This window comes from Allofournierella sp. (assembly GCF_017889395.1).
Classification (GTDB): domain Bacteria; phylum Bacillota; class Clostridia; order Oscillospirales; family Ruminococcaceae; genus Allofournierella.
This window is the reverse complement of record NZ_JAGHKE010000010.1, coordinates 1-22,828: the sequence shown is the minus strand read 5'-3', so window position 1 is coordinate 22,828 and position 22,828 is coordinate 1. Positions and strand designations below refer to the sequence as shown.

At 54.0% G+C, this 22,828-nt stretch carries 17 protein-coding genes; 8 read left to right on the top strand and 9 right to left on the bottom strand.

Translation table 11 applies throughout. The features are described from left to right. Positions 1-88 precede the first annotated feature (88 nt). From J7G73_RS02180 to J7G73_RS02150, 7 genes are all read right to left on the bottom strand, one after another. Complete coding sequence (locus J7G73_RS02180) at positions 89-3,289, bottom strand: glycoside hydrolase family 3 protein (protein WP_291245056.1); 3,201 nt, start codon at positions 3,287-3,289, stop codon at positions 89-91. Positions 3,290-3,308: 19 nt separating this feature from the next. After that, entirely contained in the window at positions 3,309-3,704 is a 396-nt protein-coding gene (locus J7G73_RS02175) for a hypothetical protein (RefSeq protein ID WP_291245055.1), read from the bottom strand. Positions 3,705-4,128: 424 nt separating this feature from the next. Continuing rightward, complete coding sequence (locus J7G73_RS02170; RefSeq protein ID WP_291245054.1) at positions 4,129-7,116, bottom strand: glycoside hydrolase family 3 protein; 2,988 nt, start codon at positions 7,114-7,116, stop codon at positions 4,129-4,131. A gap of 386 nt (positions 7,117-7,502) precedes the next feature. Continuing rightward, the gene (locus J7G73_RS02165; protein ID WP_291245053.1) at positions 7,503-9,320 is read right to left on the bottom strand and encodes a recombinase family protein; all 1,818 of its coding nucleotides are present in this window, start codon (positions 9,318-9,320) and stop codon (positions 7,503-7,505) included. A 72-nt stretch (positions 9,321-9,392) separates the two neighbouring features. Further along, positions 9,393-9,530 (bottom strand): hypothetical protein, encoded by a 138-nt coding sequence (locus J7G73_RS02160; protein WP_291245052.1) that lies wholly within the window; start codon positions 9,528-9,530, stop codon positions 9,393-9,395. After that, entirely contained in the window at positions 9,523-9,867 is a 345-nt protein-coding gene (locus J7G73_RS02155) for a plasmid mobilization relaxosome protein MobC (protein WP_291245051.1), read from the bottom strand. The genes J7G73_RS02160 and J7G73_RS02155 overlap by 8 nt, the downstream gene beginning before the upstream one ends. 80 nt (positions 9,868-9,947) lie before the next feature. After that, complete coding sequence (locus tag J7G73_RS02150; protein ID WP_291245050.1) at positions 9,948-10,928, bottom strand: AAA family ATPase; 981 nt, start codon at positions 10,926-10,928, stop codon at positions 9,948-9,950. A gap of 438 nt (positions 10,929-11,366) precedes the next feature. On the opposite strand from J7G73_RS02150, the gene J7G73_RS02145 reads away from it, so the two are divergent. Then, a complete protein-coding gene (locus J7G73_RS02145) occupies positions 11,367-12,836 on the top strand; it encodes a DUF6076 domain-containing protein (RefSeq protein WP_291245049.1) in 1,470 nt (489 codons plus the stop codon). Between the two features lie 29 nt (positions 12,837-12,865). Next, on the top strand, positions 12,866-13,066 hold the full coding sequence (locus tag J7G73_RS02140; protein WP_291245048.1) for a hypothetical protein: 201 nt from the start codon (positions 12,866-12,868) through the stop codon (positions 13,064-13,066). 310 nt (positions 13,067-13,376) lie between these two features. Here the strand turns inward: J7G73_RS02140 and J7G73_RS13650 are convergent, their stop codons facing one another. Next, positions 13,377-13,964, bottom strand: coding sequence for a relaxase/mobilization nuclease domain-containing protein (locus tag J7G73_RS13650; RefSeq protein WP_367113930.1), 588 nt, complete (start codon positions 13,962-13,964; stop codon positions 13,377-13,379). A gap of 257 nt (positions 13,965-14,221) precedes the next feature. Next, positions 14,222-15,070 (bottom strand): AraC family transcriptional regulator, encoded by an 849-nt coding sequence (locus J7G73_RS02130; RefSeq protein ID WP_283129087.1) that lies wholly within the window; start codon positions 15,068-15,070, stop codon positions 14,222-14,224. 137 nt (positions 15,071-15,207) lie between these two features. On the opposite strand from J7G73_RS02130, the gene J7G73_RS02125 reads away from it, so the two are divergent. The 6 genes from J7G73_RS02125 to J7G73_RS02100 all read left to right on the top strand — a co-directional run. Then, a complete protein-coding gene (locus J7G73_RS02125) occupies positions 15,208-16,479 on the top strand; it encodes an extracellular solute-binding protein (RefSeq protein ID WP_291245047.1) in 1,272 nt (423 codons plus the stop codon). A gap of 125 nt (positions 16,480-16,604) precedes the next feature. Continuing rightward, a complete protein-coding gene (locus J7G73_RS02120; RefSeq protein WP_283129089.1) occupies positions 16,605-17,507 on the top strand; it encodes a carbohydrate ABC transporter permease in 903 nt (300 codons plus the stop codon). Positions 17,508-17,520: 13 nt separating this feature from the next. Beyond that, complete coding sequence (locus tag J7G73_RS02115; protein ID WP_283129090.1) at positions 17,521-18,405, top strand: carbohydrate ABC transporter permease; 885 nt, start codon at positions 17,521-17,523, stop codon at positions 18,403-18,405. 36 nt (positions 18,406-18,441) lie between these two features. After that, positions 18,442-20,331, top strand: a complete 1,890-nt coding sequence (locus J7G73_RS02110) for a beta-N-acetylhexosaminidase (protein ID WP_283129091.1) — start codon at positions 18,442-18,444, stop codon at positions 20,329-20,331. Positions 20,332-20,367: 36 nt separating this feature from the next. Further along, positions 20,368-21,996 (top strand): polyhydroxyalkanoate depolymerase, encoded by a 1,629-nt coding sequence (locus J7G73_RS02105; protein ID WP_291245046.1) that lies wholly within the window; start codon positions 20,368-20,370, stop codon positions 21,994-21,996. A 10-nt stretch (positions 21,997-22,006) separates the two neighbouring features. Continuing rightward, a partial coding sequence (locus tag J7G73_RS02100; protein ID WP_291245045.1) for a 1,3-beta-galactosyl-N-acetylhexosamine phosphorylase N-terminal domain-containing protein occupies positions 22,007-22,828 on the top strand: 822 nt, incomplete at its 3' end.

The following is a 22,828-nucleotide window of genomic DNA, read 5'->3' as shown; positions in this document are numbered from 1 at the left end:
TAGCACAAATTCCGGCGGCGAAACAAGCCTTCGCCGGATACCAAAATGCGCCGGGCAAGCCTGCCCGGCGCATTTTGAAAAAGAGGATTTACTGCATCGACTTGTTCTTGGAGCGCTTTTTGCTCTCCTGATAGAGAGCCGCGCCCGTCCAAACGGTGCCGATTGCGAAGAGAGCAATGAAGATGCCGTCGCCAATGTAGAGCAGGCTCTGCCACCAGGGAATAATGCTCACAATTTCCGTGCTGGTGGAGATGCCGTTCATGGCGTTGGACCAGGCGGTCTGATAGCAGATCCGCTTGGCGGATTCCCGCATGGCCCAGGCCATCTGGCTGTATCCGGTCTCAAACTGCTTGAAGTGACCGGCGGTCTTGGGAGTGCTGCCGTCGGGCAGGTCGCAGCCGCCCACCAGCACACCGTAAACCTGTTCGAAGTAGGGATCGCAGTCCTGGCTGCCGTCCATGTCGCCGTAAGCGTCGGTGACGATGATGCCCTTCATACCGCACTCACCCCGCAGGAAGTTGGTGCCCAGCGCAGAGCAGGCAGCGGCAGCCTGGGTGCCGAAACGGGAGAAAGAAGCCATGGTGTTGAAGGCGCCGCCTTCCACAATGGGCAGCTCAAAGGCACGCAGGTAAATTTCGCGGATGGTCTGCTCGTTGGCCCAGGTGCACACACCGTGGCGGTTGGTCTCCTGGTCGTTCAGCGCGCAGTGCTTGTTGTACACATGCACACCCTTGGCCTCGATGCTCTTGCACTCGGCCGCGCCCATCAGGCCGGTCAGGGTGCCGCATTCGCTGAAGTACTCGCAGGTACGGCCGGCATAGGGAGAACGGTGAATGTTCAGGCCGATGCCGTACAGGCCGCTTGCGCCGGCCCAGATGCCGTCATTGCCGATGATGTTGCCGGCTCTTTCGGCCAGCTCCCGGTTGAAGGTAGCCGCCAGGATGCCATTGGCCGGGAAGCCGGTCATTCTGTTGAAGCCTTCGGGATCGGCACCCTCCATGACGTTGCCGTCCTTATCCACAAAGCCCTGTTCCTGGGCAGTGCGGTAGGCCAGACCGTTCTGGCCGGTGTAGTATCCGGAGCCAAAGGCCCAGCCGCCGAAGCCGTTGGGGCCGTTTTCGTCCTTGGTCTGGGGCTTGGCAATGCTTTCCACGGGCTCAGTCATATGGAAGCCGCTGGACACCAGGCGCATGGTTTCATCCCAGCTCAGCTGGTCCATGAAGGTATCCCACAGGGGATCGTTATAAGCGATCTCGTTGCCTTCCCCATCGTACCGCATGTCTACCAGCTTCAGGCCGGCATCCACGCCGTAAGCGGGATATTCGCCGTCGTCCGGCTGGATGGGCTGCAGGTACTGCTCGGGCACACCGGCAGCGTTGTTGTACTTGCCGGTCTGAGCAGGCAGCTGGGCATAGATATCCTGTGCCATCTGCTCGGTCATGGTCAGGGTCGCATGGCCGTTGACCATATCAAAGGATACGGCGTTCCAGTTGTCGCGGCTGTAGTATTCCACGCTGTTGTCGCCGCGGCCCTCGTACAGGTTGATGTCCGCAAAGTCGAACAGATTGGTGACCTGCACATTGGTCTCGCCGTCCAGGCTGGAAACGGCATCGGAGTAAGCGTACTTGTCCTTGTCGAAGCTCAGGGTGAACTTGGACACCAGAGAAGCATCGCCGGTGCCGCCCACCATCTTGGTCTCATCCACGGCAACGCCGTTGGCCTTCTTGGCGGCCAGAACATTGTTCACTGCCTCGTGGGCATTGCCGCCCACAGCCAGGTAGTAATCGCCGTCCATGAGCACATAGCCCTCGGCATTGTAGGCGTCATAAGAGGCAAAGAACTTTTCATCCACCGGAATGGTCAGAGTTTCGCTCTGGCCGGGGGCCAGAATCTGGGTCTTGCCAAAGTCCACCAGCTCAACGGAGGGAACCTGGATGCCGTTGGTCTTGGCATATTCGCCGTAAGGCTTGGAGATGTACACCGGTACAGAGCACTTACCGGAGTAGGTGTCGGAGGTGTTGGTAACGGTAACGGTGACATTGTACTCCCGGTCACCGCTCTTCTGTACACTCATATCGGACAGTGCAAACTGTGCGTAAGACAGTCCGAAGCCGAAGGGACGGGCCACCACGGAGGCGTAGTCATAATCGCCCACATTGGCGGTACCCAGGACCAGGTCCTCGTAACGGGTCTCGGTGTAGCGGTAGCCCAGATACATGCCTTCCTGATAGACCACGTAGCCAGCCAGAGTAGTGGCGGGGTACTGGCCGGTGCCCAGCTCATTGGGCACGCCCAGCTCGTCGGCATTCTCATAGATCCAGCGGCCGAAGTTCACATTGACCGGGTTCTTTGCATTGTCCACCCACATGGTGTCGGGCAGGCGGCCGGATGGAGAAACCGCACCGGACAGAACCTGACCCACAGCGTCGCCGCCCACACCCAGGGCACCCACCCACAGGGCGGCGTCGATATCGGGATCGTTCAGGAAATCGCCCTCGATCATACCGGCGTAGTTGATGAGCACAATGATCTTTTTGATCTCACCGGCAGCCTTCTTGGCCTTCAGGCCCTCCAGCACCGAGAGCTCGTTTTCGTTCAGGCCCAGGTAGTCGGGGCCCAGGCCGTCGCCGTTGTCGATGCCGTCACCGCCAACGCCGATCAGGTCGTAGCCTTCGCCGCCCACACGGCCCACCACGAAGATGGCAGCATCACCGTACTGGGCAAAGCTGCTGCCCGCAGCCTCATCCACCACGGTCCAGGGAGCTTCGTGGATCATCAGGGTGGTGGTACCGAACTTGCCTTCGCTGCCACGCTTGTACTGAGCCCAGTCCTCGGAGGTGTAGGCAGCCTGCAGGTCGGGGTTCACATTGAAGCCGGCCTTGGTCAGGGAATCCACATAGTTCACCGCGTCGTTGACGCTGATGGTGCCGGAACCGGTACCGCCGTAAACGGGGTCATATGCGGTGACGCCCACCAGGCTCACGTTGCTGCCCTGACTCAGGGGCAGGGCATTGTTGTCATTTTTCAGCAGGACCATACCTTCGGCCAGCACTTCGGCCGCAGTCTGCTTGCCCGCAGCACGCAGGTCCGCGATGCTGGAGAAATCAGACTTGTAATATTCGGTGTCCTCATCGGTATCACCGGTCTGGACAACCTCAAAGGTCTTGGTGCCCAGAGTACCGTTGATGGCGTCTGCATTTTCCCCGGTGATGAGGGTGGCCAGCACCAGGACACCCGCCAGCAGCATACTGACGACAGTAAGCAGTTTTCGCTGCAGTTTGTATTTCATGTAGCAGGATTCTCCTTTCTCATTCCTCAACGGTCTGACGCATGAACACACAGGCGATGCTCAGCATCAGGCTCAGCCCGTACAATACGGCGTTCACAAAGAATTCCAGCGGGAAGCCGGAAAACTGAATGCCGGTGGCCACCGAAGAGATGTAGAAGTAGATGTAGTACACATAAAACAGCAGCGACAGGAAGTCGCCCAGCAGCAACGCAGAGGGGGCAAATCGCACCTGCTTCAGGCCGATCAGTACAGCGGCGACCGCAACGCCTGCTACCATGATCCCAAAGGCCTGCCAGGACATATACCGGCTGCTGGAGTAGATGGCCAGATATACCAGCGCCGTCACCAGAGACAACGCCATGGTGACCAGAGTGACGCGGAATCCCAAAGGTTTGTTCGCCATGAAATTTTTCATACTCCTTCTCCTTTTTCAGGTCGGTATAAATTGAATGTTTTGTTTGCCCCCCTTCCGAAACAGAATTTTTACCGATCCCTTTTATTACTATTTATAATAGTCTCCACCGCTCCCTCCTTGGTAATTTCAGCGCGAATTAACATTTTACAGCATGAATTGCTCTGTATGTTGTGATCTATCTTTTGCCCTCCTCGTATCCTTCTTTTCGACAGGCAGCGCGCTGACGGCTGTTTTACCACCTGCCGATCCGGAAAGGCGTGGCATTCTGCCGCCGGGTTGTCCCTTTGCCGGCGCAGACCTCATCTGGGCTGGCAGCATCGGAAGATGTCTGCAGCTCCGGTTTTTACGAAAAATCCCCCCTGATGCAGGTGTGTTTTCCTGCATCAGGGGGGATTTCCTCACGGTCTGTTTTTACTGAACCTGTTTAGCGTCGGTTCTGTTTTTTGAACGCTCGATAGGCAGTGAACTCCGGGCAGGCACGGAATCGACGGGCCCGCAGAATCCACAGCACAATGCCCACCAGCAGCAGCACCGAGAAGGCGCACACGATGATAAGCAGAATGGTCAGCACCAGAGGCTGGGTCAGCTTGACGGTGGTGTTGGCACCTACACCGTTCATGCCGCAGGAGTTGGCAATGGCGTACAGGTTATGGTGGCACGCCTCGCGCATGGCGTTCACGATCACCGCGTCGTTCTCATACTGGGGCAGCTGGTTGGTCACCAGGGGAAGCATGGCGTCATAAATGCTCACACCGGCCATCAGACCGTCCACGCCGTTGACGTAGGAGGTGAGCACGTTGTCGGTGATGTTCATGCCCTGGCAGCCCCACTCCTCACGCAGGATACCGGTCATCAGGCCCTTGTTGCCGCCGGACCAGATGCAGCCCCAACGGGTGTAGGCGGTCATCACGCCGTTGCCGTTGCCTTCTTCGATGGGCGCCTGGAACGCCTTCAGATAGATCTCACGGGCAGCCTGCTCGTTCAGCCACACGCCCAGACCAATACGATCCTGTTCACTGTCGTTCAGGGCGAAATGCTTCATCACCACATGCACGCCCTTGGACTGGATGCCGGCCACCTCATAGGCGCTCATCTCGCCGGACAGGAAGCCATCCTCGGAGTAGTACTCGAAGTTACGGCCGCCATAGGGGGTGCGGTGGATGTTGTTGCCGGGGCCGTACAGGCATGCAATGCCCGCCTCCAGGCAGTTGTTTCCGATGACGCGGCCGATCTCGCTCATCAGGTCCACATTGAAGGTGGCTGCCATCACATCCTCAGAAGTAAAGGCGGTGGCATCCAGCTGGGTTGCGTCAGAGGCGATCAGAGATGCGGTCAGACCCTGAGGGCCGTTCTCATCGCGGGTACCGGGAGCCTCGATGGACTTCACCGGCATGGTCCAGTGGAAGGCATCACCGATCAGGCTGACCATCTCGTCAAAGGTCATCTGATCCAGCAGGTCCTGCCACTTGGGATCGTCGAATTCCAGGCCGATCATGTCGTACAGCTTCAGGCCGTTGTCCTTGCCCAGGGCAGGCATGGTCTGAGCCTCATAATTGGCGGGGTCATACTGCACATCCTGCAGCTGCGCCACCATGGTGTCGGTCAGAGCCAGCTGCACAGATTCCTGAGGGAAGGTGCCGGTCCAGTCGCTGCGGGTCAGGTAGGTCACGGAGGCATCGCTGCCCTCGTACAGGTTGATGTCCGCGTCGGACAACTGATTCTCGATGGGGGTGCCATTGGCGGAAGTGGCGTAGGTGGCGGTGTCCAGCTCCGCCTCGTTCCAGGTGTAGGTCAGCGCAGCGTTGCCCTCAGCATCCATGCGGCCATTCGTGGTCTCAGCGGTGTAGCCCTTGGCGGCCAGAATGTTGTTCACAGCGTTGTGCGCATCGGTGGCCACGGTGAGGTAGTAGTCGCCCGCATCCAGAATGTAGGTGCCGGCACCGTAGGCATCATAGGAAGCGATGTCCCGCTTGTCCACACGGATGGTCAGGACCTCAGAAGCACCGGGAGCCAGCAACTCGGTCTTGCCGAAGCCGCACAGCGCCACAGAGGCCTTCTCCACACCGTTTTCACGGTCGTAGTCGGTGTAGGGGGACTGGACATAGACCTGTACGGTCTCCTTACCGGTGTAGCTGTCCCCGGTGTTGGTCACCTTCACCGACAGCACGAACTGGTCAGCAGCCGCGTCATACTCCACCGCCAGGTCGCTGTAGGCAAAGTCGGTGTAGCTCAGGCCGTAGCCGAAGGGGAAGGCCACGTCGTCGCTGTAGGCGTAGTCACCGGCATTGCCGGTGCCCATAACATAGTCCTCGTAACGGGTCTCATAGTACTTGTAGCCAACGTAGATCCCTTCCTGATAGATCATATAGGTGCTGGCGTTGGCGGGGATCAGGCCCTCGGTATAGCCCTCATACTGGATGGGGGTGAAGTTCTTCATGGCCGGGGCGGAATAGTTGTCGAAGCAGTAGGTATCCACCAGACTGCCGGAGGGGTTGATCTCGCCGGCCAGGATCTTGGCCACAGCATTAATGCCGGAGATACCCACATCACCGATCCACAGGCAGGCATCCACATCGTAGATGTTATCCTTCAAAAAGTCCACCTGCAGGGCGTTGGCGGAGTTGATGAGCACGATGATCTTGCTGACGGTGCCGGCTTCCTTCATGGCAGCCAGGTTCTCCATCATTTCCTTCTCGTTTTCATCCAGAGCCAGATAGTTGCCGCCCTCGTAGGTCAGGTCGGCACCCTCACCGCCCACGCGGGAGAGAACCACAATGGCAGCGTCGCCGTATTCGGCCACGGAGTTCTTCACCTCATCGGTATAGACGCTCCAGGGTGCCTCGGCCACGGTTGCACTGGCAAGGCTCACCATACCGCCGGCTGCACGGGCATACTCGGCCGCGGGGCCCTCGGTGTAGAAGCTCCACAGAGTGTCGTTCACCGCAAAGCCTACCTTCTCCAGCGCAGTGCGCAGATTATCGGCCTTGGAGGCATCGATGTTACCGGAACCGGTGCCGCCGTAGACAAGGTTCACGGAAGATGTGGAGAAGCAGCTCACTGCGGCACCTTTCGCCAGGGGCAGCGCGTCGTTCTCGTTCATCAGCAGGGCTGCACCTTCACCTTCCACGGTCTCGCACAGTTCCATGCCGTAGGCATTCATCTCTTCAATGCTGGCGAAGTCGCCTTCAAAATAGATCGCATTGGGGTCCTCGTTTTCCAACTCCCAGAAGGTGCCGCCCACAAAGGCGGCCACGGTATTGTCGAAGGTTTTCAGTACGCCAAACAGGGGCCACAGCAGTATCGTGATAATAAGGCTGAAGATCGTCAGCACCTTCCAAGGGGTAACCAACCGTCGCTTTTGTCGTTTATAGGCTTTTTTTAGTTCTTTTTTGCGCTGTTTGTTTTCTTCCATTACGTTCTCCTCGCATTCCTTTGTTTGCACTGCTGTTTCTTTGGTTTCTTGCATCCCGCGAAAATTTTCACAATCCTGTTTCAATGCCTCTCAATTATAGGTAGTGTTCCTACGTATTGCAATTTACTTTTCTCAAGTGGTACAAAACACGGCATATATGGTATTTGTGCTTCCAAATCTGTTCATCAGGTTTTGTGCAAAACGTGTAGACGGCAGACTGTATTGACACGAAGGTGCACGGATCACAAACCATCGGCCGCAGTGAAAGGCGGGCACGAATACCCTTCCCTCTGCTTTTTCACGCCCGCCTTCATGCGCTTTTTCTTTTGCCGCCGCATCCGCAGAACAGCCGCATGCCTGGAATTGACGATTTCCGTACTTATCCTTTAGAGCCGTATGTCTGCCAAAATCATTCGGCTGCTTTTCCTTTCGAGCCTGCCCTGTTCCAATTCTGCCGCTGATATGTCCCCATTCGGGTTTCCCGCCCGATCCAACAGGAAGGGCCGGTCGGGCGGTTCGTCTTGTATGTCGGGCCATGCGCCCGGGAATAAATTGCTTTCCAGCGAGATGCGGGGGTATTCCTTTCGCCCGGTGGCTTCGCAGAAAACTGTCTGGGGCTGCGGGGCCAGATCCAGTACCCAGGCAAACCGGGTGCCGTCCATGGGAACCACCTTCTTCACAAAGGTCTGAATGACCCACTCACTCACCTTGCCGTCGGTGAAGGTCACCGCTTCGCACAGGGAAGCCTCGATGGCGTCGATGTCCAGCCCGCCGTCCTGGCTTTCTCGGGCCAGCATCTCCTCCCGCTCCCGGGTGGCCCGGCTCTGCTGGGCGCTGATCTCGTTGCTCTGTTCCAGAAACTGCTTCAGGGTGATCTGGTTGGATGCCTTCATCAGAATCAGGTTGTTCAGCTTTTCGTTCAGCCCGTCGATGCGTTTGTCCAGTGCGTTTAGCTTTGTCGGATCAGCGGTCTCCCGCTGGTAGCAGGCACTCAGCATCCGGCAGGCCTCCAGAACCGCATCACGGCGACTGCCCCACACGGCTTCAAAGATTTTCACTGCCATCAGCTCCAGCTTCCACTCCGGAAAATCCTTTAAATCACAGAGTCCCTCCGGCAGTCCGTGCTGCTGCAAAAACTGAAGGCTGCGCTTGGTGTGGCGGTAACACTCAAAGCCCCAGGTCTGGGTGCCGTCCGCCTTGGTCTGCCACAGACAGCGGCGGAATTTTGCCCCGCAGCTGCACACCAGCTTGGTGACCCACACATTTTTTGCAATGGTGCCGCCATACCGGCGGGGCTTTCCGTTTTCGTCCAGCAGGTGGCGGGTACGCCCTTTCCGGATGGCATTGCATTTGTACCACAGCTCCTCGTCGATAATGGCGGGGAAATCCCCCTTCACCATCACATAGGTGTCCTCGTCGGTGTTGTTCACCCGCCGGTGCTCCAGATAATCCACCGTCCGGGACCGGTTGTACACGCAGTAGCCCATGTAGGTGGCTTTCCGCAGCACCCGGGTCACCTTGCTGGCATCCCAGTTCACATGCCCGGCCCCGTCCTTGCGCCCCTTTTCCATTAAGGTTTTTGCTACCTTGGTCAGACCGTCCCCGGTGGCGTACTGCTCAAAAATCATCCGCACGGTTTCGGCCTGCTCCTCGTTGATGACGTAGGTGTTGTTGGCCTTGTCCAGGTCATAGCCCAGAATATTTCCGTTGCCGTACAGCACCTTCTTTTCCCGGCTCATCCGCTGCCCGGCCAGCACCCGTTCACTGATCTTGCGGCTTTCTTCCTGGGCCAGCGTGGCCATCAGCGACAGGCGGAGCTCACCGTCGTTGTCCATGGTCCAGATGCCGTCGGCAGCAAAGTAGACTTCCACGCCCAGCTTGGCCAGTTCCCGGGTGTAGGAAAGGGTGTCCACCGTGTTCCGGGCAAACCGGCAGACCTCGCGGGTGACGATCAGGTCGAATTTTCCGCTTTTGGCGTCCTCGATCATCCGCAGAAAGGATGGCCGTTTTTTCGCCTGGGTTCCGGTGATGCCCTCATCCACATACTGATCCACCACCGTCCAGTTGGGATGGCTGGAGGCCAGCTCCTGATACCATTCCATCTGATTGTCCAGCGCGGAAATCTGAGCCTCATGTTCAGTGGATACCCGCCCGTAAAATACCACCTTGCGCGGGCGGGCCCGGTCTTGTTTGATGTTGTTCATAGAACTGTCCTCCTTTTGTATGCGCCCATTGTAGCGCAGCTTTTTCTCCCTGAGAAATGTACAAATTCCAATTCAATGTTCGGATGAGGTCGGCGCGCCGTAGGTGGCGCAGACGCATTCGTAGGTCGCCCGGTTGATGGCTCCCTGCTCATACAGCAGGGCGATCAGCTTGAGGGCAATGTAACGGGAATCCACCACGGCGTCAGGCATTGTTGTTCGCCTCGCTTTCCATGGGGATGGCCTGCCGGGGTAACACCGCGTGCTGCATCGCCAGCAGGGTGTGGTCCAGAGCCTGCAAGGTGTTTTGCAGAGCAAAGGGATCAGTGCCGTTTCCCGGCCGCGCCGGAGCATTGGTCAGGCAGAGCTGAATCTGCCGGAGCTGGCGCATCAGTACCCGATAATCGGCAGGCGGAAGCTCTACCGGTACCCGGTGTGAGATCAGCAGGCGGAGATAGGTTTCCCGGGACAAGCCGGTTTTGGCCACATTGTCATTCAGGCGGGCCAGTTCGCCTTCGGTCAGACGGATTTTTACTTCTTTCTTTTTCATCAATGGTTCCTCTATTGCAACAACGCAACAATGCACGAGTCAGCAGTCTTTGCTGCCTTCGCATGATGCGCTGTGTGATTTCATGGTTGTTCTTCCAGCTGCCACAGCCAGCCATCTTTGATTCGGATGCTCTTGATGGGCAGATTACTCTTGGCCAGCTCCACAGTCCGTTTGCTGATGCCCTGCCGGGAAAAATGCAGGATGATATCCTTGTGGCTCACCGGGCCGTTTTGCAGCAGCTGCAAAAGCCCTTGTTCCGCCTGCTGCTGTTTTGTGGGCGCAGCAGGCCCCTGATTGCCGTTCAGAAGCTTGTCTGCATCCGCTTCTTCCAGCTGGTCGAGCCATTCCACATGGTCAGTCACCTCCAGCAGCAGTCCATTGTCTGCGGGTGCAAGATTGCTCTTGACCGGCACCAGCACCCGCTGGGTGGGGGACTTGCGGTATTTGGTCACTGTGAGGATGGAGCGCACCGCGCCAGCCACATCAATAGAACCGCTGGTGCGGTACAAAGCCGAGGTCCCGTTCATCTTGTTCATATGTGCCACGATCAGAACAGCACAGCCGGTGCGCTGGGCCATGGAGTACAGACTGCGGAAGGCGCTGCGCACTTCGTTGGCCTGGTTCATGCTGACCGATTCGCCAATGTACGCGGAAAGCGGGTCCAGAATCAGAAGCCGGGCATTTTCCTGCCGGACGGCGGCTTCCAGCCGGGTGTCATCGAAACGCAGTGGCGTTTTTGATTCGTCGATGATCTTGATGCGGGTGCAGTCTGCCTGCGCCCGTTCCAGACGGGGCTTTATGGTGTCGGCAATTCCATCTTCCGACGTCTGGTAAAGAATTGTAATCGGTTCGTTTGCCTGCGGGGAAAAAGGGAGAGTTGCACCGGTGGAAAGCATTGCCGCCAGTGACAGCGCCACCATGGTTTTGCCGCAGCCCGGGTCGCCCTGTAAAATCGTAATTTTCCCATAGGGAATGTAAGGATACCAAAGCCAGTTCACCTCCTCGGTTGGAATGTCTGCAAAGCAGAGGATTTCTTGGTCGTTCGTGAGAGTCACCTCCATTAATATTAAATTTCACGAACCCGTCCCGCCGCGCAGCGGGCAGGATGATAGGCCCTGCGTGACTGCGCGGCCGCGACGGGAACGCGGATCATTGGGGAACATGGATATTCAGTTGTCAAGGTGCCGTGAACACAAGATACCACGGCTTGACCGAAAATGCTATATGTGTTATCTTGAATTCATGTAATGTTGAAATTACACAATAAATTTGCGCCGATACACATGAAAAAACGGCCTTGTTGAGCCATTTTTTTAGGTTTTCAAAAAAGTGAGGATTTTACGATGTCCACAAGTTTTGTGTTTCGTTTTCAGGAAAAACTGCTGTGTCTGCCCACCCTGATACACCGCGATCCGCCCCCGGAGCAGACAAAAAAAGAACCCCGCCGAAGCGGGGAACGGAGATCTGTAATCGAAGTAATGAACCAGATTCAGCAGAACATGAAAGATCCGGAGTATGTGGAACACAACCAGTCCCGGATCTGGATCGAAGAATCCTGTGCTTTGGGCGATCTGGTATTTGCCGGACTGGATATGCCCTGGCAGGAATTCTACCAGAAAGCCCAGTCGCTGCTCCAGCAGTTTTCCGGGTGCGCGATTTCGGTAAACGCGGAGCTGCTGGAACAGACGGACTGGCGGAATTACCAGCCCTCGAAACCAGCTGAACCCCCTGCTGCCGAGACGAGAAAACGCAGATCGTTTTTCAGCCGGTTCTCCAAAGCGCCGGAAGAGACGCGCCCTGCGGAACCTCAGCCGGAACCGAAACAACCGGGCCGCAGCATCCGGCAGGCATTGGAGAATCCGGAGCAGGCCCTTTATTATCAGCTGGCCCGGCTGTATCAGGAAATCCAAACCGCGCTGGGGGATTATCCGGCCATGCAGACCTTGCTGGAGCGGTATTGCACCCAGGCTGCTTCGGACGTTTACCACCAGATGCTGAAAAAGCTGGGCTTCCATAACCTGACGCCGGAAGAGCAGGGTCTGGTTGCGGAAAATGGATTCGGCAGGATTCTTCAGCAGGAGATCCAGCTCTGCTATGCGCTGGAACAGTCCAGCGAGTGTGTGGAACGGTACCTGGTCTGCTGGCCCAAGCCGGATGCAACCATGGTGAGTTATGCCGACATGGATGACCGGGAGTTAAGCGCCGCCGCGTATACCTCGCTTTCTTTGTTGGCCGGTCAGCTGAAACAGCTGGCAAGTTTTCAACCATCTCTTGCAAGTCTGGTGGAATACACACTGGCCGCAGCGGATGTCGACCCGGAAAAACCGGCAGATTACCGTTATGGAGATGCGCTGATCACAAACCATCGGGCCGCAGTGGAAGGGAACCGGCTGTACGAAAAGCTCCACATGCGAATGCTGGGGCGGCTGTCCATGCCGAAAGAAGATCCGAAAGCCCGAAAGCATCCGGACATCGCCAGCCGTTCCTATCTGGTGGCAGATTGCCTCACCTCGGTGGTGATGGCGGAATTCGTGCAGATGTGCGCCCAGCACCAGACCGTCCGTCCCTGCCAGCGGTGTGGGAAGCTGTTCGTGCCCTTCAGCGGCACCGCAAAATATTGCAGCCGGACAGCCCCCAATCAGGGGAAATGCACCTGCAAAAAAGCCGCCTCAGACGAGGCGGCGGAACAGAGCCAGCGGGAAAACCCGGCCCTGAAACTCTATACCAAAATCGGCAACCGGCTCAACACCGGCCTTTCCCGTGTGGAAGGGCTTACCGCCGAGCGCCGCAGCAAGGTGATGAAATGCTGGCGAGCAGAGGTGAAACCACTGGTGCAGCAGTTCTCCGCTGAAGGGGAAGACTTCGATGTCGCGGCATTCGAGCAGCTGCTCACCGACCATTTCGACGATGTATGGAATCGCAAGAAAACGGAATGGGCCAAAAAGAAGAGGGGAAAGCAAACGGATTGAACGACACTGACCTTCATGGAGGAACTGAAATGAAAAAGATTATCCGAAATGCCATCCGGTGCAAATTCTGCGGAGATGTGATTGAATCGGAAACCGTGCACGATTTCAAATTCTGCTCCTGCAAAACCGTCGCAGTGGACGGCGGACACGAATACCTTCGCCGCTGCTTCAAAAACTCCCCGGAAGATTTCGAGGATCTGAGCGTTACGGAAGAACCATCAGCGGAGTAAAACATTCTTCGCATCGAACGTTAGACTTTCAAAATTTTCGCTTTTTCTGGAGAGAATCCTTTTCAACCCTATAAGTAAAAGCCGCCGATCCATGAAAGGAAGCTAATCTTCTTCATGGACCGACGGCTTTTGCCATATTAAAATAGCCTCAAAGGGACACGGACGATATTTTGGATCAAGAAGAGATCCGCATTTCCTTTTAACAGGGCCTTAACGATGGCGACTTAATTCTATGATTTCTCTCTGCCTCACATCATGCGGACACCCACATAATGGTCATTATCAACTGCAACTTCATTCATTTCTCTGATCATGCTCCACCATCAATTGAATTCTTTCCCTCATCCGGTCTGCCCGGGGCAAGATTTTTGTGTGTTGTGTAGCTTTTTTCGTACCGCACAGATTTTCGGCGAGCTGGTCCTTCTCGGCATGCAGGTGGTCGCATTCCGTCGGATCGCAGCAACGGCGCAGCCGATTGCGACAGTGAGTGCGCGAGTCTCCAGAGTTTACAGCTCCTCGGTTTTCTGCGTAATGAATTGCCCCACTTCCTCCCGAGTTTGCTCCAGCAGATACAACTGGGCTTCAATCTGCTCCCATTGGCGCAGATCCTCTCACATGGCCGGATGGGGTGAGCGATGGTTGGAAATCTTCTCGGGCAGTCTTCCGGGGTTACTTCTCCGGGCGGAAAGCTCTGGTAGGCATGGAATGCGACAATGCCTGTTGTGTCGCCAAACTGTCGTTTGGTCAGCTCCATCTGCTGGCAGGCGATCTCGGACAGGCTGTTTACTCCGCTTACAAACAGCTGGCGATCCTGTGTTGTTTTGGAATGGTTAGCTGCGTACTGGAGCTTCTCGGCCAGATCGTCCTTTGCCGGAACCAGACTCGTCAGGTCCGGCATTCGTTTTTCTTCGTTTTCGGCATATCGGATGAGGGAATCCAGACGGCCCCTCACCAGCCAGATTTTGGTCGCGGCCACAGATCAGGTCTCTTTCTGGGCAGGTTAGTGGACTGGCTGGCCAACATAGTATTCAGCAGTTCTGCCTGCACCAACGGGGTATTCTCCCGCGAGTAAAGCTCAGTGAGCCGGACGAGAATCTGCTGGTATTCCAGCGGCGGAGTAAGCTGGGGTATTGAAACACATAGAGTTACTATGACTTACTCTATCATAGTGCTATTTTTGTTGCGACATATTTCCCGATATGCTGAGGCGGTCATCCCAAATCTCTTCTGAAAATATTGCGAAAAATAGTTACTGCTGCTGAACCCCAGATCACGACTAATGGAGGCAATGCTCTGATTTGTAGTCTCTAACAGAAATTTCGCCTCACGAAAGCGGCAACTAAGCATATACTCAATAGGCGTTATACTATAACGCTTTTTAAACTCTCGTATCAGTCCAAATCGATTTAACCCGATTTTTTCCGAAAGGAGCTCAAGATTTAGGGGATGTGTGTAATTATCATCAATATATTGTTTCACCCAAGCAATGCTACTGTGGAGTCGGTCCGTTTGTGTGCGTTCCTGTTCAATACTAATATTAGAAACACGTGATATATGGATCAGGAGTAATTGGACGATTCGAAGGCAGGCTTCGTTATATCCTTTCTGTTTATTCTGCAATTCTGTGACAAGATCGACCAAAAGGTTTACCACTGCATTTCCATCAAGTGAAAAGTCCCCATGATAGTAACCATCCGCATCGTTGAGCAAATTACTGCGAACTCCTTTTACCCCCAACACGACCCATTCCACAGGGACAGACGGAATAGCTTTTTCCACATGTTCTACATCTGGATTGATAATAACAACCTGCTGGGGCTGCACAATAAACATTTTATCACGCACATGAAATTCGCAGTTACCGCCGACACAGAAAAAGATTTCCACGAAGTCATGGGCATGACGGGTACCATGCCACTGCTTTTCATATCGATAACAGGTAACATATAGAAGCTGTAAATTGTTTTGCACAATATTGTTATCTAAGTTAAAATGCTCATACATAATCTTGCAGAAAACTCCTTTTGAAGGTGCAATTTGCATAACTATAAGGTCAATATAACATGTTTTGCTTCTCAAATCAAGATGCTATACTAGGGGCACGATAAGCAATCCCCTCACACAAACAAAGGAGGAAACAAATGAAAAAGGGTAATTTTTTGAAAGTGCTGTGTGGCGCAGCCGCTGCAACAATGCTGCTGACCGCCTGCGGTGGTGCAACTAATAGCACTCCTGCATCCGGTAGTGCTGCTGCTACCAGTGACACCACCTTGACCTACTGGTCCATGTGGAACTCCACCGAAGGCCAGGCCAAGGTCATTCAGGAAGCAGCTGATGCTTATGAGGCCAAAACAGGCATCAAGATCAACATCGAATGGAAGGGTCGCGATGTTAAGAAGCTGGTTGGCGCAGCTCTGGATGCTGGCGAAAAAATCGATTTCTTTGATCAGGACTACATTTACGTTGCTCAGCAGGCTGGCAAGTACTGCGCAGACCTGACCGACATGGTGGCTGCTTCCGGCTTTGAAGAGCACGCCCTGCCCATCCTTATCGACACTGCCAAGAGCTACAATGACGGTGTGCTGAAGGTTATCCCCTACCAGCCCTACACCACTGGCGTGTGGTATAACAAGGCAATGTTCGAGGCTGCCGGCATTGAAAAAACCCCGGAAACCTTCCCCGAATTGCTGGAAGTTTGCGCCAAGCTGAAGGAGAGCGGCGTGAATCCCATGACATGTGACCAGGGCGACGGCACTGCATTGCTGATGGGTTATCAGCTGGCTCGTTATATCGGTCAGGATGCTCTGCTTGAGGTTGTTGAGAACAAGAGCTGGGCCGAGGTTCCTGAAGTGAAGAAGGCTGCCGAGGATATCTACTCGCTGTTCTCCAACGGCTACATGTCCGAGTATGCTCCTGCAAAGGCCCCTGACGGTGCGAACGAGCTGGGTTACGGCGAATCCGCAATGCTGCTGCAGGCTTCCTGGGTTCCCAACGAAATCGCTCAGAACACCGGCGCCGAGATCGACTGGGGATTCTTCCCCTGGCCCGAGGTAGAGGGCGGCGTTGATGGCATTGAGGCTTCCATGGTTGGCGCTCAGGGCTTCGGTATCGTTGATAAGAGCGAGCACAAGCAGGAAGCGTTCGACTTTATCATGTCTGTTGTTACCGGTGAGAACGACCTGAAAATGGCAGAAGCAGTTTCCGCTATCCCCTCTGATACTGCCAACACCCAGTGGCCTGCTTCTGTGGCTGGTGCTGAACCCTACTTTAAGAATATGACCAAGACTTATCTGTGGGCTGTTGGTCTGCAGGAAAATGTCAACTACAAGGATTACATCCAGCAGGGCGTTGACCAGCTGTGTAATATGGAGATTACTCCGGACGAGTTTGTTTCTCAGTTGGCTGGTATGTGAGCCGTAACCGAATAATGCTGCCTGTTGGTTGAGCAAAGTGATTGTTTGGCTGATCAGGCTATGAGGAAGGGAGCTCTTTTGTTTTGATCAGAGCTCCCTTTTTTTTTGAAAGGAGACGATATCTCTTGAGGAACAATAAAAAAATGATCGTGTGCTTTCTTACCCCGGCACTATTTATGTTCCTGATGGTCTTTCTGTATCCCCTGTGCCGTACCATTGCGATGAGCTTTTTCCATGTGGAAGGAGTCAGCGATGCTGTTAACACTTGGACTTTCGCAGGCTTGGAAAATTATATAACGCTGATCAACACCCCCATTTTCTATGATGCCATGTTCAATATGCTCAAGATTTGGCTTTGGGGCGGCATCATTGTTATGGTCATCTCGATGCTGTTTGCTGCGATTTTGACCAGTGGCGTACGCGGAAAGACGTTCTATAAAACGGTTGTTTATATTCCGAACATTATCAATGCAGTTGCAATGTCCACAATGTGGATTACCGCAATCTTTAACAAGCGTTTTGGTTTCCTGCACACTTTTTTCGAGCTGTTCAACTCGGATCTTGCAAAAACCGATTACATGAACGGCAGCATCAAATTCTGGTCCCTTCTGATAGCATTTTGCTTTGGTTCAGTGGGTTATTATATGCTGATTTTCATGGGTGGTATCGAGCGGATTCCTGCAGATATCTACGAAGCAGCTACTATTGATGGGGCCAGCAAAGTAAAACAGTTCTTTGCCCTTACTCTGCCGCTGATGCGTAGTGTGATCAAAACATGTCTGACCTTTTGGACCATTGGCGTTGTAGGTTTCTTTGTTTGGTCTCAGATGTGGAGCGCCCCTTTGGCCAGCGAGTTGACCACTATAACCCCCTTTGTATATATGTATAATATTACATTCGGCACTCAGGGTAATACCCAAAGAAATGCTGCGCTTGGAGCTGCCGTAGGTGTGCTGATGGCGCTCACGGTTCTGATTGTTTTCTTCCTGATCAATCGTCTGGTTAAGGACGATGATGTGGAGTTGTAAAGGAGGGATAACGATGAAAAAGAATAGAACGAAAACGACCAAACCCTCTCACGGTGCTTTGGATGCAAAAGAGCAGTTCCGTATGCTGCCTGGTCATCTGATTGTTGGCATCTGGTGTGTGTTTACGATTGGAATGCTGCTGTGGATTGTGGCTGCCAGCCTTTCCACCTCAGCGGAGATCATGCGGGGTGAAACGCTGAAATTCGCTACTGGTCTTCACTTTGAAAACTATGTGAATGCATGGACAGCGAATAATATCTCAATCTATTTTATGAACTCGCTGCTGTATTCCGCTTGCACGATGATCGGTTCCTTGGCAATTAGTGCGCCTGCGGCCTATGTTTTGGGCAGATTTGTATTTCACGGAAATCGTTTTGTGCGCAGTAGTTTTGTTACCGCGATGAGTCTGCCGCAGATTATGATCGTTATGCCTCTGTTTTCTCTGGCTACCCGCACTAATCTGACCGGATCCAAGATTGTGTTGATCTTCATCTATATCGGCATGCAGGTTCCATATACCACTACTTTCCTGATTTCGTTCTTTAGCAGTTTGTCGCGCGTTTATGAAGAGGCTGCCGCAATCGATGGTTGCTCTCCGATGAAGACTTTCTGGAGAATTATGCTGCCCCTGGCGCAGCCGGGATTGGTAACGGTTGGCATTTTCAATTTCATGAACATCTGGAATGAATATTTCATGTCGCTGATTTTCGCATCTTCGGAAAAGAATATGTCGGTTGGCCCGGGCCTGAAAAGTGTGCTCACAGCCATGCAGTATTCCGGCGACTGGGGCGGATTGTTCGCAGCAGTTGTTATTGTATTCCTGCCCACTTTGATTATCTTCCTGTGCCTGTCCAAAACCATTATCAGTGGTATCACTGCCGGTGGAATCAAGGGCTGATGTCTTTTCTTCGCACTCCTATGAGGATGTACAAAAATGAATATTAAAGCAAACGACTCAAAATTGAACACAGCCCTTGCACATCTGTGCCGCTGGATGCCGTTCTATACAGATGAGAAGGAACTCAAAGTCACTGTGTTCTGGAAAGAACCCTCAGGTGAAATGAGTTGGCGGCGCACAGACAATGAGATCGTGCTGGAGTGCGCGAACGTGACCGATGCGCTGATGCTGATTGGTCGATCAATGACGCAGAGAGATAAGGTCACTGAGCGTCTCACTCCCCGTGTGCGGGAGCTGACAGCAATGTTGGATGTATCCCGTAACTCCGTTTATAAACTGCCGGTTCTCAAGCGGTTTTTGTGCCAGCTGGCTTTTATGGGATATTCCGCCTGCTACCTTTATATGGAGGATACATATGAGTTGCCGGGCTACCCTTATTTCGGATACCGACGTGGCCGGTACAGTGTGGCGGAACAAAAGGAACTGGACGATTTTGCAGCAAGTCTTGGGCTGGAGCTGATTCCCTGCATCCAGACGCTGGCCCATCTGCGCACTGCAATTCGCTGGAAATATCTGCACCCTGTGCGAGATACGGTGGATAATCTGATGGTTAGCGAACCGGGTACAATCGAGTTGGTGGAGGCGATGATCGCTCATTTCAGCAAAACGTTCCGCAGCCGCAGAATTCATCTTGGAATGGATGAAGCGGTCGGCCTTGGCACGGGGCGCTACCGATTCCACAAGGGCTGGCGCGATCACCGGGATATCCTGAGAGAACATTTGGAAGCAGTGTGCACCCTGTGTGATAAATACGGATTGCAGCCTATGATCTGGGATGATATGCTGTTCCGAGACCACACTCCGTTGATGGATTATTACGGAGACAGTGCTCCGGTTACGGAAGATGAGAAAAAGCAGTATCCCCAAAATCTTCGATTCGTGTATTGGGACTATTACCACGACGAGCAGGAAGATTATGAAAAACAGCTGCGCCGTCGCGGCTGCCTGAATGTGGTCTTTGCCGGCGGTGTATGGAAGTGGGGCGGATGGGTCCCCTGCCTGAGCAAAAGCTTCCGGGATGCGATCATGGCAACACAGGCCTGTTGTGACATGGGCGTTGAAGAAATTATGGTCACGCTGTGGGGTGATGATGGCGATGAAACTCCGTTGGCCACAGTGCTTCCGGGGCTGGCATTGTATGGGCTGCTGCGTTTTGGCAGTGCCGACCCCAGTCAGACCGATGCCTGCTGCCGCTTGTTGAGCGGTGCGTCGTTAACCGTCTACGAAAGCATTGAAAAGCTGGATCGGATTCCTGACCGTCCTGAGCCGAACCTGGAGGCACTGATCCCTCATAAGCTCTTGCTATATGGTGATATTGCCAGTGAACTGTTTCTGCCGGCAATCACAAAGGATGTGCCGCGTCTTGCTGCTCACTACCAGGGCCTGGCGAAGGAATACGAAAAGACGGCTGCCGTCATGTGCGACCCCCATTTCAGAGATATCATGGAAATGTATCGTTCGCTGGCCACGGTACTTGCTTTGCGCTGTACGACATCTCACCAGCTGCATGAAGCCTGGCGCACGAAGAAGCACTCTGGGCTGCATGCAGCTTCGGCGGCGCTGATGCAGCTGGCCGAAGCAGTGGATGCCCTGCACAGCGCTACGGTGTTGGTGTGGGGGCAGGAGTGCAAGGGCCAAGGGCTGGAAGTGCTGGATCTGCGCCTGGGTGGCTTGAGCGGCCGCTGCCGGGCGCTGTGCCAGAGGTTGACTCTGTATGAGCGCGGTGCACTGGAAACTCTAACCGAACTGGATGAGGCGTATCTGCCGTACAGCGGCATCGTGGCGCTGGATGGGCGCACGCCCGGACGCGAAGCGTACGGTGAGATCGTCACCGCAAATACTCTGTGTCACCAGTTCAGTATTTGAAAAGACTGGTATTTAATGTTTGAAATGAGTGAAGATATGAAAACAATCAGTAATATTGAGGAAGCTCATGTTCCCGTAACCTATTATTGCAGTGCAGTCTGCGGCAACGATACCAACGACGGCCTCAGCCCGGAGCAGCCGTTTCAAAGCCTTCAGGCGTTGGTCGCCCGATCCTTTGGACCGGGTGACCGCCTTCTTCTAGAACGCGGCAGTGTTTTTTGTGGTGAAGCTCTACATCTGAAGAATGTCCACGGCAGTGATCAGGCTCCAATCGTGATTGATGCTTATGGTAATGGCCCCTTACCTTGTATCCAAACTAACGGCAGTGGGCTATGGTTTCAGGATTATGGTGTTGAACTGGACAATCCGTTACACCGTCGACGGGGCTATGTGTCCAGTTCGATTCTGCTGTATGATTGCGATGGGATAGAGATCAGCCACATTGCTGTTTCAAATCGGAGACTTCCGTTCGATGCGGTCTACAATGACATTGATGCGATGAACCGCACCGGTGTGGCAGTCGTAGCGCAGAACGCTGGCACCCTTCATCACATTCATTTGCGGGAGCTGGATATCCGCCATATTCACGGAAATGTTTATGATAAGCACATGAATAACGGTGGAATCTACTTCACTGCATTTAAACCTGCAGATGAGGCAGCCACCGGCATTTCCCGATACGATGATATTTTGATCGAGGGTTGTTATCTGGAGGATGTATATCGCTGGGGCATCGCTGTAGCTTATACTGCTTATTGCGAGAAGTTTACTACCCTTGAGATCTCCGATGAGGTTGCAATGCGTTATGGTGCAACTCGAGTGCGCATCCGAAACAATTATGTGAAAGATCCTGGCGGAGATGCAATCACCACGATGTATTGCGACCGCCCCCTGATCGAATACAACGTTTCGGACGGAGCTGGCCAGCAAATCAATAAAACAGATTACGCACAAAGTGATTTTGGGCGTGTTGCGGCAGCAGTGTGGCCCTGGAAGTGCAAAAATGCCCTGTTCCAGTTTAATGAGGTATTTCACACTCGTTATCATGGAGGTGAAAACCAAGATGGGCAGGCGTTTGATGCGGACTGGAGCGATGGCACTATCTATCAATACAATTACAGTCACGATAATGAAGGCGGCTGTTTGATGGTCTGTGGCGTTGAAGCTGTAAACACTGTGTTCCGCTATAATATCAGTCAAAATGATGATCGGGCCATGATTTTGCCGGCAGACAGTCCAGTAGCATACATTTACAATAATATCTTTTATATGAAACCGGGTGTTCCATTCCTAGCAACCAACAGCGAGTTCGTTGGACCAACGGTAATTCAAAACAACATCCTTGTTTCGGCAGGAGATGCTCCTGTACAGCAGAACTGGTTTGAAGATGTAACTCAGTATCAAAACAATCTGTTCTGCGGCTTTACAAATGTACCTTCTGGAAACGGTAATCTTTCTGGCACACATGGTCTGAAAGCTCCCGGAACTGGCGGCACAGGTGGAGCAGACGGAACAGCTTTAGATACTCTCGACGGGTATCGACTGACAACTGACAGCCTGGCCAGAAATGCCGGAATTGAAGTTCCAGATACTTGTGCATATGATTTTTTTGGTAATGTACTGACAAAGCAAATTTCCATTGGCGTGGATCAGGGCGAAATCTGAGACAGTAGGCATGCACCGAATAGAAAGGAAAAACAAATGGATAAAAAAAAAGAGCCCCACTTGTGGCCGGGTAACCATTCCCACCAACCTGGACATCGTGCCGGAGACCATCGACATTCTGAAGCGCTGGGGCGCAGACGCCATCCGTGACTGTGACGGCACCGAATTCCCCGAAGAGCTGACCCAGGTGGGTGCAAAGATCTACTCCACCTACTACACCACCCGCAAGGACAACGCCTGGGCCAAGGCCAACCCGGATGAGGTGCAGCAGTGCTACATCATGACCGGCTTCTACACCGCCACCGGCGATGTGCTGAGCATCCCCCTGATGAAGGGCATCTCGGATGAGCTGATGCAGGTGAACACCCGCGACGACATCAAGCGCTGGTGGGAAGTGATCGACCGCACCACCGGTGAAGTGGTGCCCGTGGAGCAGTGGAGCTACAACGAAGCCACCGGCTGTGTGGAGATCGCCGCTCCCGCCGCCTTCCACGACTACACCGTGAGCTTCCTGGCTTACCTGATCTGGGACCCCGTACATATGTACAATGCGGTGACCAACAACTGGCAGAACTTCGAGCACCAGATCACCTTCGACGTGCGCCAGCCCAAGACCCACAAGTTCACCATGGAGCGCCTGCGCAAGTTCATTGCCGACCATCCCTATGTGAACGTGATCCGCTACACCACCTTCTTCCATCAGTTCACCCTGCTGTTCGACGAGCTGAAGCGTGAGAAGTATGTGGACTGGTACGGCTACTCCGCCAGCGTTTCCCCCTACATCCTGAAGCAGTTTGAGGAGGAAGTTGGCTACAAGTTCCGCCCCGAGTTC